The organism is Gluconacetobacter tumulicola, assembly GCF_014174215.1.
Taxonomy (GTDB): Bacteria; Pseudomonadota; Alphaproteobacteria; order Acetobacterales; family Acetobacteraceae; genus Gluconacetobacter; species Gluconacetobacter tumulicola.
On record NZ_JABEQL010000004.1, the window covers coordinates 14,459 to 26,953 of the forward strand.

Here is a 12,495-nt window from a genome sequence, read left to right on the forward strand (position 1 = left end):
GCCATTGACCAGAGTTTAGAAACGAAATAGTTTCCGATCAAGAAAACCACTCGGTTTCCATATGCCGGCACTGCATGGGACGGTTTCGCGAGGCCGCAGGCGTTGCGTTGCCGTTTTTCGGCCAGGTCCGGCGACCTATGTTTCCGCAGGGCTCAATCACGCAATGACGTACCCCCGTCCCCATCGCGCCGTCCTTCTTGCCGCCTGCGCGTCTCTGGCGCTGGCCGGATGCAAGCGCCAGGCAGCGCCTCCCGCCCCCCCTCCGCAACAGGTCGGTGTCCTGACCCTGCGCGCGGCGCCGTTCAGCGTCACCACCGACCTGCCGGGCCGGACCGAGGCGATCGAGATCGCCCAGGTCCGTCCGCAGGTGAACGGGGTGATCCAGAAGCGCCTGTTCGTCGAAGGCACCGACGTCACGGCGGGCCAGCAGCTCTACCAGATCGACCCGTCGGCCTATCAGGCGACCTATGACGCGGCCAAGGCGCAGCTTCTGCACGCGCAGGCCGCAAAGGTGACCGCCCAGGCGAAGCTGGACCGGTACGGCCCGCTGGTGCGTGCCCATGCCGTCAGCCGGCAGGATTATGACGATGCCCTGGCGGCGGCGCGCGAGGCCGATGCCGACATCGCGCAGGCCCGTGCGAATGTGGAAAGTGCGACGGTCAACCTGAACTATACCCGCGTGCTGGCGCCGATTTCCGGCCGGATCGGCCGGTCGCTGATGACGGTCGGCGCGCTGGCCACGGTCGGGCAGAGCAGCAACCTGTCGATCGTCACCCGGCTCGACCCGATCTATGTGGATGTGAATTTGCCGGCGACAAGGCTGCTGGAACTGCGGCGTGAGCTGGAGCAGGGGCGGTTGCAGCGCGCGGGGCAGGACGCCGCCACCGTTACCCTGACGCTGGAGGATGGCAGCACCTACGAGCAGCCGGGCCGGCTGGAATTCTCGGAAGTGAATGTGGACGAGACGACGGCGACCGTGGTGGTCCGTGCGGTGATGCCGAATGCGGCGCATATGCTGCTGCCCGGCATGTATGTGCATGCAAGGCTGGAAGAAGGTGTCGACCCCGCGGCGCTGCGCGTGCCGCAGGATGCGGTGACGCGCAATTCGCACGGCGATCCGACGGTCATGGTCGTGAGCGCGGACAACAAGGTCGCCATTCGCGGCATCACGACCGGGCCGGCGGCAGGAAGCGACTGGATCGTCACCGCCGGGCTGAAGCCGGGCGAGCGGGTCGTGGTCAGCGGCCTGCAGAAGATCCATCCCGGAGACACCGTCTCCCCCACCGAGGCGGCCCAGCCCGCCCCGCAGGGCAAGGCGGGATAAGAACTCATGTCGCGCTTTTTCATTGACCGGCCCGTCTTCGCATGGGTCATCGGGCTGGTGATCATGCTGGTGGGGGCGGTCTCGATCTTCCGCCTGCCGATCGCCCAATATCCCTCCATCGCGCCGCCGCAGATCGCGATCAGCGTGACCTATCCGGGTGCCTCGGCCGAGACGGTGAACAACACCGTGGTGCGGCCGATCCTGCAGCAGATGTACGGACTGGACCATCTGGAATATGTCTCGGCGCAGTCCTACGCCAGCGGACAGATGGAAATCGACCTGACGTTCGAGCAGGGGACCAATCCCGACATCGCGCAGGTCCAGGTGCAGAACAAGCTGCAGCTGGCCCAGCCGCGCCTGCCCACCGAAGTCACGGCCCAGGGCCTGACCGTGACCAAGGCGGTCAGGAACTTCATGCTGGTGCTGGCCTTCATTTCCACCGACGGCAGCATGTCGGGCTTCGATATCGCCGATTATGTGGCGTCGAACGTGTCCGATCCGATCAGCCGCGTTTCGGGCGTGGGCGACCACACGCTGTTCGGCTCCGAATATGCCATGCGCATCTGGATGGACCCGGGCAAGCTGTTCAAATACGGGATGACGATCAGCGACGTGCAGACGGCGCTGCAGGAGCAGAACATCCAGATCTCCTCGGGTGAAATCGGCGGCCTGCCGGCCAGCCCGGGTGCGCGGATGGATGCCACCATCATCGGCCCGACCCGCCTGACCTCGCCCGAGGAATTCGGCAACATCCTGCTGCGTGTGGCCCAGGGCGGCTCGCAGGTGCGTATCCGCGATGTCGCACGGGTCGAGCTGGGGCCGCAAACCTACAACATCAGCTCGTTCTACAACAACAAGCCGACCGTCGGCATGGCGCTGAAGCTGGCCCCGGGCGCGAACCAGCTGACGACCGAAGCCGCCGTCCGCACCGAAATGGCGCAGCTCGAGAAATTCTTTCCGCCGGGACTGAAGATCGTCTATCCGCTGGATACCGAGCCCTTCATCGTCCTGTCGATCAAGGAAGTCGTCATCACCCTGGCGGAAGCGATCGCTCTCGTCTTCGTGGTGATGCTGATCTTCCTGCAGAATTTCCGCGCGACCCTGATCCCGACGATTGCCGTGCCGGTCGTGCTGCTCGGCACGTTCGGTATTCTCGCGGCGCTCGGGTTCTCGATCAACACGCTGACCATGCTGGCCATGGTGCTGGCGGTGGGCCTGCTGGTCGATGACGCCATCGTGGTGGTCGAGAATGTCGAGCGCGTGATGTCGGAAAAGAAGCTCTCGCCGAAGGAAGCCGCGCGCGTCTCGATGGACGAGATCTCCGGCGCGCTGGTCGGCATCGTGCTGGTGCTGACGGCGGTGTTCCTGCCGATGGCGGCCTTCGGCGGCTCGACCGGCGTGATCTATCGCCAGTTCTCCATCACCATCGTCGCGGCGATGTGGCTGTCGGTGCTGGTGGCGATGATCATGACGCCCGCCCTGTGCGCCACGATGCTCAAGCCCGGCACGCATGAGAAGACGCGCGGCCCGGCGGGCTGGTTCAATCGCACCTTCGCCCGCATCAACACGGGCTATCAGTCCGGCGTGCGCTGGATGCTGGGGCGCAGCGCGGTGTCGCTGGTGCTGTATGTGCTGCTGACCGGCCTGGTGGTCTTCCTGTTCGCCCGCCTGCCCCAGGGCTTCCTGCCGGACGAGGACCAGGGCCTGATCTTCGGCCAGGTGACGATGCCGCCCGGTGCGACCAAGGAGCAGACGGCGGCCGTCAACCACAAGATCACGGACTACATCCTGAAAAGCGAAAGCGACAATGTGGTGTCGGTCTTCGCGATGAACGGGTTCAACTTTGCCGGGCAGGGCCAGAATGCCGGTGCCTTCTTCATCCGGCTGAAGGATTGGGATCTGCGCCCCGGCGCCGCGCGCTCGTCTTCGGCCATCGCGATGCGGGTGATGATGCATTTCTGGGGCGATCCCGAGGCCCAGATCTTCGCCATCAATCCGCCCGCGGTGCTGGAACTGGGCAATGCGACCGGTTTCGACCTGGAACTGGAGGATCGCGGCCATGTGGGGCATGAGAAGCTGCTGGCCGCGCGCAACCAGATCCTGATGGCGGCGGCGAAGGACCCGCGCCTGATGGCGGTGCGCCCCAACGGGCTGGAGGATGCCCCGCAATACAAGCTCGACATCGATCGCGAGAAGGCGAATGCGCTGGGCGTGACGAATGCCGAGATCAACACGATGGTCGAGGGGGCGCTGGGCTCGATCTACGTCAACCAGTTCATGCGCGATGACCGTGTGAAGCAGGTCTATATCCAGGGCGAGCCCGATGCGCGCATGCTGCCGCAGGACCTGGACAAATGGTATCTGCGCAACGCGGCCAACGGGCTGGTGCCGTTCAATGCCATTGCCTCGGGCCACTGGGTCGTGGGGCCGCAGAAGGTCGAGGATTATAACGGGCTGAACGCCTATGAAATCCTGGGCCAGCCCTCGGCGGGCTACAGCACCGGCACCGCGATGGTGGCGATCCAGGAGGCGCTGGCCAAGCTGCCGCCCGGAATCGGCTATGAATGGACCGGCCTGTCGTTCGAACAGATGGCGTCGGGCGGTTCGACCGGTCCACTCTACGCGCTGGCCGGGACGGTGATCCTGCTCTGCCTGGCCGCTCTGTATGAAAGCTGGGCGGTGCCCTTCGCGGTGATGCTGGTCATTCCGCTGGGTGTGCTGGGGGCGCTGACGGCCACGCTGTGGCGGGGCCTGGCCAATGACGTCTATTTCCAGGTGGGTCTGCTGACCACGGTGGGGCTGGCGGTGAAGAACGCGATCCTGATCGTGGAATTCGCCAAGGCCTTCTTCGAATCCGGCGACAGCCTGCTGGACTCGGTGGTCAAGGCGGGGCGCGAGCGCCTGCGGCCGATCCTGATGACCTCGATCGCCTTCGTCTGCGGCGTGTTTCCGCTGGCGATGGCGACCGGGGCCGGTTCGGGCGCGCGGGTCGCGATCGGCACGGCCGTGGTGGGCGGCATGCTGTCGGCCACCCTGCTGGCCATCTATTTCGTGCCGCTGTTCTTCGTGCTGGTGCTGCGGCTGTTCCGGGTCCGCCGGGTGAAGGACCGCGTGGACCCGCATGCCGATCTATCCCGTCCCGCCGGGCCGTCCGGTCAGGAGAGCTGAGTTCATGAACGGGTTTCTTTCTCCGCGCCGCGCCGGGCTGATGGTCCTGGCGGCGCTGTCGGGATGCACGATGATCCCCGACTACAAGCGGCCGGCACTGCCGGTCGCATCGACCTGGCCGCAGGGGCCGGCCTATCACGCCGGCGCCCCTGGGCAGATCGGCACGGCGGCTTCGGACCTGGGCTGGCGCGAATTCTTCGTCGACAAGCGGTTGCAGGCGCTGATCGCGCTGGCGGTGCGGGACAATCGCGACCTGCGTTCGGCGGCCTATGCCGTGGTGCAGGCTCAGGGCCAGTACCAGGTGCAGCATGCCTCGCTGTTTCCGCAGATCGGATCGACCGGGCAGGCGGTCTATCAGGCGCCGTCGAGTCATGCGGGCTTCAGCTTCGCGCCGGGCCTCGGTGCCGGCAGGAGCGGCGCGGCCTATGGCGATGGCCGCGTCTTCAAATTCTACCAGGCGGGCATCGGCTTCTCGTCATACGAGATCGACCTGTTCGGCCGCATTCGCAGCCTGTCGCGCGAGGCGGCGGACCAGGTTCTCAGCCAGGCCGCCAGCGAGCGCAGCCTGCTGATCAGCGTCATCTCGCAGGTGGCGACCACCTATGTGGCGTGGCTGGCCGATACCGAGCAGCTGAAGGTGACCGACCAGACGCTGGCGTCGCAGAAGGAGACGCTGCGCCTGACCCAGGCCGGCCTCGATCACGGTGAGGCCAACCAGCTCACCCTGCGTCAGGTCGAGACCCAGGTGGAGCAGGCGGCGGCCAACCACGCCCAGTACCAGCGCCAGGTGGCGCAGGACGAGAACCAGCTGGCGCTGCTGGTGGGGGCGCCGCTGCCTGCCAACCTGCCGGCCCCCGCGCCGTTCGGGAAGCAGACGGTCCTGGCCGACCTGCCGGCCGGACTGCCCTCCGACCTGCTGGACCGGCGGCCGGACATCCAGTCTGCCGAATTCACGTTGCTGTCGGCCAATGACGATATCGGCGCGGCGCGGGCCGCCTTCTTCCCACGCCTGACCCTGACGGCGTCGGACGGCGTGTCCAGCCTGCAGTTCCGCAACCTGTTCACCCAGGGCGCCACCACGTTCGGGGTCAATCCCCAGATCCAGATCCCGTTGCTGACCTGGGGCCAGAACGAGGGCACGCTCCAGGCTTCCAAGGCCCTGCGCAACCAGCGCATGGCGGCGTATGAAAAGGCGATCCAGACGGCTTTCCACGAGGTTTCGGATGCGCTGGCCGCGCGGGCGACCTATCTGGACCAGGCGCGCCAGCTCGATGCGCTGGTGGACTCCTCGACCGATGCCTACCGGCTGGCGCGGATGCGCTTCGATGCTGGCGTGGATTCGTACCTGAATACGCTGGACGCGCAGCGTACGCTCTATGGCGCGCAGCAGAGCCGGATTTCGGTGCATGAGGCGCGCTACCAGAATCTGATCACCGTCTATCGCGCCTTGGGGGGCGGATGGACGGAACGGAGCGTGCCGCCGGGGCAGGCCGCCGCGGCGGCGACGCAGAAAGGCTGAAGGGCCCGGTATGGGTCAGTCTGCAGGGCGGGTCCTTCGGGGCCCGCCTTTTTTGTTCTGCACGCAAATTCAGCACTGTCATGAAATAACAGTGAATGGAACGCGATCGTTTATTGTGCGTTGCAATGTATTGTGCGCTGCAACAAAATCATCAAACGGCGTTTATTTGCATATTTCGTTTGACCGATAGAAAAAAACGCGTCATTAAAGCTTCATCAGAGTGAGAAGACCGGAACGGCCCACTCTTGAGAACAAGAAACCCGCGGCGATACGATCGCGGGACTTAAAAATGAGGGATCGAACCCTCGGACTGACCTTAAAAAAGGTGCATCTTTCACGATGCACCTTTTTTTATTGGCCTGCCTGCGATATGCGCGGTGCCTCGTTTCTGAGGACAGGCCCGGATTGAAACCGATTTCCCCCGACCCACGGCTGGTTATTGTCGTCATCATGGTCACCGTCGCCATGGGGGCGCTGGATGCCATTTCGTTGACCCATCTGAAGGTCTTCACCGGCTACATGACCGCGACCGTCATCCTGATCGCGGTGCATCTGACCTCGGGGGAATCGATCGCCGGGCCGGGCGTGGTGGCGATTACCGCCTATCTGGCCGGGGCGGCGATGGGCGGCCGCCTGGTCCGGCGCTCTCATTCGCGCCGGCGCACGGTGGCGGACCTGCTGATGGCGGTGGGCGCGCTGGTGCTGGTGGCGGCCCTGGTCTGGTGGCAGGACGCGGCCTGGCGGTACTATGCCACGCTGGTCGTGCTTGCCGTTGCCATGGGGTTGCAGACCTCGGCCACCCGTCACGCCCAGGTCACGGACCTGACATTGCCGGCCGCCACCATGCTGCTGCATGGGCTGATGCATGACAGCCGGCTGGCCGGCGGCCCGGCGAAAGGGGCCTGGCGGCGGGTGGTGGCGATTTTCGCCCTGTTCGGCGGTGCGGTGCTGGGCGCGCTGATGTCCAGCGTGTCGGTGCCGGTCTCGATCGGTCTGGTGGGGCTGCTGATCGGCAGCGCCGGGTGCCTGCTGTATGTGGGCGACCATCCGCTGCTGGAACGGCTGGAAACACTCGGCCCGTCCTGAGCCTCAGGGCGCTGCCCTGAAACCCGGCAAGGGCCGGCGGCCCCTGCCCCCCGATTCGTTAATGGAATGGTTTGCAAAGGCCGTCGGCCTTTGCCTGGGTCAAGGGGCAGAGCCCCTTGGACGCTTACGGCACCTTGGCAACGCGCAGCGTATTGGTGCTGCCCGCCACGCCGAAGGGCAGGCCCGCCGCGATCACGATCCGGTCGCCCGACCGGGTCAGGCCGCTGGCGACGGCGGCCTCGATCGCCTGGTCCACCACGTTTTCCACCGTGCGTACCGGCGTTTCCTGCCCGACCGACTGGGCGGTGACGCCCCACACGACACACAGGCGGCGGGCGATCTCGTCGTTCGGTGTCAGGCCGATGATCGGGCAGGAGGGCCGCTCGCGCGAGATGCGCAGGGCGGTCGCCCCCGCCAGGGTAAAGGCGACGATCGCGCGCGCATCCACCGTGGTGGCGATCTGGCCCGATGCGGCGGCGATGGCGTCGGCGACGAAGCCTTCCGGCGCCGGGCAGCTGGCCTGCATCAGCGACTGCCAGACCGCGTCTTCCTCCACCCGGCTGACGATGCGGCTCATGATACCGACCGCTTCCAGCGGAAACTGTCCGGCTGCCGTTTCGGCCGACAGCATCACGGCATCGGCGCCGTCGAACACGGCGGTCGCCACGTCCGACGCTTCGGCGCGGGTCGGGGTGGGGGCGCTGATCATGCTTTCCAGCATCTGGGTCGCGACCACCACCGGTTTGCCCAGCTGGCGGCACAGGCGGATGATGTGCTTCTGCGCCAGCGGCACCGCCTCGGGCGGCAGTTCGACACCCAGGTCGCCGCGTGCGACCATCACCGCGTCGGACAGGCGGACGATCTGGTCCAGATTGTCCATCGCCTGCGGCTTTTCGATCTTGGTCATGATCCAGGCGCGGCCCCCGGCGATGGCGCGGGCCTCCTGCACATCCTCGGGGCGCTGGACGAAGGACAGGCCGATATAATCGACGCCGAGATCCAGGGCGAAATCCAGGTCGCTGCGGTCCTTCTCGGTCAGGGCCGGGATCGGCAGCACGATGTCGGGCACGTTCACGCCCTTGCGGTCGGACAGCACGCCGCCGACGGCGACGATGGTGTCCAGATGGTCCACGCCCACTTCGCGCACCACCAGGCGCAGCTTGCCGTCATCCAGCAGCAGGTTGCTGCCCACGGTCGCGGCGTGGATGATCTCGGGGTGCGGCAGGCGGACCCGCTGTTCGGTGCCCGGCGCATCGTCCAGGTCCAGGCGGAAGAACGCCCCCGTCCGCAAGGTGACCTTGCCCTGCTCGAACGTGCCCACGCGCAGCTTGGGGCCCTGGACATCGGCCAGGACGCCGATCGGCCGGCCCAGCTCGGCCTCGACCGCGCGAATGATCTCGTAGCGGGCGGCATGGTCGGCATGCGTGCCGTGCGAGAAATTCAGGCGGAACACGTCGGCCCCGGCCTCGGCCAGCGCGCGGATGATGTCGCGGGTGGACGAGGCCGGCCCCAGCGTCGATACGATCTTGGTGCGGCGGGGATGTAAGGCGGTGGCGGAGGACATGGGCGTTTTCTCCTTCTGGATTCTGTCCGCGACCAGTTTGCTCCGTTCTGCCCCGGCGGGTACGGTCGTCTTCGGCCCGCGCGGTTTTCAGGACGGTTGAATGGTCTCCTGCGGCAGCAGGCCCCAGACCGCATTGCGGTCCAGCCAGCCCGAATAATGTTGCACGCTGACGCGGCACCAGCTGGTGCCGGCCGCGCAGGTACGAAGGATGCCGACCGTGCCGGGCTTCAGTACCGCGACAAGGGCCGAACCGGCATCCGGGGCCGAGCGCAGCATGACCGCTCCGGGGATGGACGCAGCCGCGCCTGGGTCCGCCAGGCGTCCGACCTCCCGGCTATCGAAATGGCCGGACGGCGGATTGGTTGCCTGCCGGGCGGCGGGCGGCGTGGCGGGCGCGCCGGCGGATGGAGCCGGAGGCGTCGCCTGGGCCGGATCGACCGGCGGCAGGCCGGTGATGACGAAGCTGCGCGTGCCCACCAGCGTCGCCTGGTGCACCCAGCCCTTCTGGCCGTCGGAATCCTCGACCAGGCGCCAGACGTCGAACTCACGCTCGATTTTCACCGGCAGGTCCCGGCGGTGATAGACCCATTCGATCGGGTAACGCTGCCCGGGGCCGGAGCGCATGTTCACCTCGTCCGCGCGCAGCGCCGCGAAGCGGGGCAGCGGCAGGCCGGTGATCGCGCCCTTGTCGGCCGGGGCCGGTGGTTCGGCGGGCGTCGCGGGCGGGGGAATGGCGACAGCCGCCCCGCCGGTGGAGGCTGCCGCTGCCCCCGCTGCTGCCACCCCTGCGGCGGCCGCGACGGGTGCCGCCATGGCCGCCGCGTGGCGGGCATGTGCCGCATGGGGTGCGATCGCCGCGTGGTGATGAGAAGCAGGGCCGGCATGGGCGGGCGCGTGCGCGGCGGCCGCATGGCCATGATGGTGCGCCGTGGCCACGCCGGAGGCTGCCGCCGGATGATGCCGCTTATGGTGCGCGGTGCCGGCGGCCGTGGCCTTGGCGGCGGCATGGCGATGATGATGGTGCGCCGTCTTGGACGGTTCCGGCGTGGCTGCCGCCGCGGCATGGGGCGCAAGCGGAACCAGCAGCGTCGCGCAGAGCATCCAGCCGGAGCATCCGCGCGTGTTGGCGCGGCGCGGCGCGGGGGAGAGGGCAAGGAAGGAAGAGGGCGTCATGGCTGCATCCCTGCCAAGGCGCGCGCCGCACGGCAAGGGGATTTGCGGCCCCTTGGGCATGGCGGGATCGGCCGCCCCGTCACAGGCTGATGACCTGCCGCCCGCGCGCGGCATCGAGAAAGGCGGGAACGCCGGCCACAACCGCCTGCGGCAGCAGGGCATCGGCTGGCAGACCGGTCAGGCGCAGGCCGGATTCGCAGGCCATCAGCGTGCCGTCCAGGGCCAGCACGGCGTCGCGCAGCACGTCGAATCCCGCCACGCCGCTGGCCTGGACCGTGTCGTCGGTGCCGGCATCGCGCAGCCCATGCCAGTCCCGCGCCAGGGCATGGACCCCATGGCCGGCGGCGAACAGCAGCACCGGCCTGTCCACGGCCAGCGCGCCGGCGGCCAGGACCAGGGCATAATGCGCCCGTTCATAGCTGCCTTCGAGCAGCAGGATCGCCAGTCCCTGGCGCGGATCGTCAGCCGGCATGGATCGCACAGGCTCCGCTCGGTGCGTGACTTGCCGCATGGGCCGACAGGTCGTGGATGGTGGGATGCGTGCCGCACAGGGGACAGTCCGGGTCGGGGGACAGGCGGATGGTATGAAAGCGCGCCGCCAGCGCGTCCCAGACCATCAGCCGGCCGGCCAGGCTGTCGCCGATATCCAGGATCTCTTTCAGGGCCTCGGTGGCCTGCAGGGTGCCCATGACACCGGTGACCGCGCCGAAGACCCCGGCCTCGGCGCAGGACGGCACCGCGCCGTCGCGCGGCGGCGCGGGATAAAGGCAGCGATAGCACGGGCCGCCACGATGCGGGCGGAAGGTCGAAAGCTGCCCCTCGAAGCGCAGGACGGCGGCCGAGACCAGGGTTCGCCGTTCCAGCGCGCAGGCATCGGCGAGCAGGTAGCGGGTGCGGAAATTGTCGCTGCCGTCGCAGACCAGGTCGTAGCTGCCGACCAGTGCCCGGGCATTGCCGGCATCCAGCCGCGTCGCATGCGCGTCGACGCGGACCAGCGGATTGACCGCCCGCATCGCCTCGGCCGCCGACTCGACCTTGGGCTGGCCGATCCGGTCGGTGGCATGGGCGATCTGGCGCTGCAGGTTGGACAGATCCACCACATCGTCATCGACCAGGCCGATCCGGCCGACCCCCGCCGCCGCCAGATAGAGGCCCAGCGGCGAGCCCAGGCCCCCCGCGCCGATGATCAGCACGCTGGCGGCGCGCAGCGCGGCCTGCCCCGTGCCGCCGATTTCGGGCAGCAGGATATGGCGCGCATAGCGCTGGATTTCGGTCTCGGAAAACTCAGGAATCATGCATCCTGCCCTGTCTCGGCGTTCTTGATGCGCCCTGCACGCGGCTGTGGAAATGGGCTGTGGAAATGGGGCGCGTGGCCTGACTTTTTATAACAATTTATTTCATACGGCATGAAATGCATGCATGGCCGATATGTTTATCCTATGATGCGGGAGCAAGACAGGGGCGATTTTTTGATGAACCGTTTCATGCGTCTGATGCCAGCCGGTCACATGGTCGCCGTTCGGCGGCAGCAGGCGCGCCGTATCTGCGCGGTGACTCTGGTCATGTCCCTCTCGCTGTTCGTGGCCTCGCCCTTCGTGACGCTCTGGTCCGTTTCGGCGGCCATTCAGGGTCATGATATGCGTACGCTCGGCACGTTCCTGAACTGGCGTGCCGTCCAGGCCAGCCTGAAATCGCAGATCATCGGCGGGATCGTCGGCAATCAGCAGGCCAGTGACGACGACCTGCCGGAATTCGGTTCGTCCTTTGCCGCGACGGCGGTGTCCCGGGCGGTTGACGTGCATGTGAATGCCGCCAACCTCGATACGCTGATGGGGCAGGTCATGCCGGCGGCGCAGCCGGTGTCCGCCATGTCCCCCGTCGCGATGCTGCATCATGTGCGCATCCGCTTCCTGCGCCCCGACATGTTCGAGGCCCGCGCCGTGTTGCCGGGCCACGAGCGGGACACGCCGCTGCGCCTGCAGATGCGGATCCAGGGCTGGCGGTGGAAGATCACCGAGGTCGAGCTGCCGGCCAGCCGGTCCGATCGCCCGGTGATCGAGGCTTCGGCCACGCCGGCTCAGGTTGCCCTGCTGTCGCGCTGACAGCGTGCCTGTAGCCATGGGCTCCATGGGCGCGTTTTTGGCGGGCGGATTTTCGCCCATCATGCCCTGCCGCTCCACCCGGGTCATGCAGACCGGGGCAGGAGGGGCGTGCGGTTCAGCGGCCCGCGCGGGTGGCCGTCTCGGCCGGCAGGTCTTCTTCCAGGATCGTGATGTGCAGGGCGTAGGAAATCTCGCCCTCATCTTCGTCCCGGTGAACGGTGCCGATGATCTCGCCCTTCACGGCGACCTCGACCGAAAGACCAGCGCGCGGCGGCGGATTGACCGTCAGCTCGGGCGAACCCAGCAGGCGGCGCAGGCATACCTGTAGGCGGGCGATTTCGGAGGCGGACATGCTGCTCATGGAATGCTCTCTGTCGGAAAGGGTGGGCCGATGGCGGCCCCCGGTGACGGGGCGGACGCCGTCCGTGCCCGATCTGATGCTGCTCGCTATAGGCATTCGACGCCCTGCCCGCAACAGCGTCGCGTCGCGGAAAAGCCCCCTTCCCGCCTCAATCGTCTGATTTTCGTGTTCCGCCAGCATCCTATTCCGGAGGCCCTT

At 67.3% G+C, this 12,495-nt stretch carries 10 protein-coding genes; 5 read left to right on the forward strand and 5 right to left on the reverse strand.

The window, feature by feature from the left end:
* Nucleotides 1-163: 163 nt before the first annotated feature.
* From HLH29_RS03885 to HLH29_RS03900, 4 genes are all read left to right on the forward strand, one after another.
* Nucleotides 164-1,324 carry an efflux RND transporter periplasmic adaptor subunit gene (locus tag HLH29_RS03885; protein WP_182964709.1) on the forward strand — a complete coding sequence of 387 codons (1,161 nt, stop codon included), beginning with the start codon at nucleotides 164-166 and terminating at the stop codon, nucleotides 1,322-1,324.
* Nucleotides 1,325-1,330: 6 nt separating this feature from the next.
* Nucleotides 1,331-4,492, forward strand: coding sequence for an efflux RND transporter permease subunit (locus tag HLH29_RS03890; protein WP_182964710.1), 3,162 nt, complete (start codon nucleotides 1,331-1,333; stop codon nucleotides 4,490-4,492).
* A 4-nt stretch (nucleotides 4,493-4,496) separates the two neighbouring features.
* Entirely contained in the window at nucleotides 4,497-6,011 is a 1,515-nt protein-coding gene (locus HLH29_RS03895; RefSeq protein WP_182964711.1) for an efflux transporter outer membrane subunit, read from the forward strand.
* Between the two features lie 405 nt (nucleotides 6,012-6,416).
* Nucleotides 6,417-7,097, forward strand: a complete 681-nt coding sequence (locus HLH29_RS03900; RefSeq protein WP_182964712.1) for a YoaK family protein — start codon at nucleotides 6,417-6,419, stop codon at nucleotides 7,095-7,097.
* 124 nt (nucleotides 7,098-7,221) lie between these two features.
* Here the strand turns inward: HLH29_RS03900 and pyk are convergent, their stop codons facing one another.
* The 4 genes from pyk to HLH29_RS03920 all read right to left on the reverse strand — a co-directional run bounded on the left by pyk (nucleotide 7,222) and on the right by HLH29_RS03920 (nucleotide 11,129).
* Nucleotides 7,222-8,661 (reverse strand): pyruvate kinase, encoded by a 1,440-nt coding sequence (pyk, locus tag HLH29_RS03905; RefSeq protein WP_182964713.1) that lies wholly within the window; start codon nucleotides 8,659-8,661, stop codon nucleotides 7,222-7,224.
* Between the two features lie 87 nt (nucleotides 8,662-8,748).
* Nucleotides 8,749-9,834 (reverse strand): SH3 domain-containing protein, encoded by a 1,086-nt coding sequence (locus HLH29_RS03910; RefSeq protein WP_246373772.1) that lies wholly within the window; start codon nucleotides 9,832-9,834, stop codon nucleotides 8,749-8,751.
* A gap of 79 nt (nucleotides 9,835-9,913) precedes the next feature.
* Entirely contained in the window at nucleotides 9,914-10,306 is a 393-nt protein-coding gene (locus HLH29_RS03915) for a hypothetical protein (protein ID WP_182964714.1), read from the reverse strand.
* Nucleotides 10,296-11,129: a HesA/MoeB/ThiF family protein gene (locus HLH29_RS03920; protein WP_182964715.1), complete on the reverse strand. Its 834-nt coding sequence runs from the start codon at nucleotides 11,127-11,129 to the stop codon at nucleotides 10,296-10,298. Before HLH29_RS03920 ends, HLH29_RS03915 begins: the two co-directional genes overlap by 11 nt.
* 189 nt (nucleotides 11,130-11,318) lie before the next feature.
* Between HLH29_RS03920 and HLH29_RS03925 the strand changes: the two genes are divergently transcribed.
* On the forward strand, nucleotides 11,319-11,936 hold the full coding sequence (locus tag HLH29_RS03925; protein ID WP_246373773.1) for a DUF2939 domain-containing protein: 618 nt from the start codon (nucleotides 11,319-11,321) through the stop codon (nucleotides 11,934-11,936).
* A 115-nt stretch (nucleotides 11,937-12,051) separates the two neighbouring features.
* Here the strand turns inward: HLH29_RS03925 and HLH29_RS03930 are convergent, their stop codons facing one another.
* Nucleotides 12,052-12,297 (reverse strand): DUF3126 family protein, encoded by a 246-nt coding sequence (locus HLH29_RS03930; protein ID WP_182964717.1) that lies wholly within the window; start codon nucleotides 12,295-12,297, stop codon nucleotides 12,052-12,054.
* Nucleotides 12,298-12,495 lie beyond the last annotated feature (198 nt).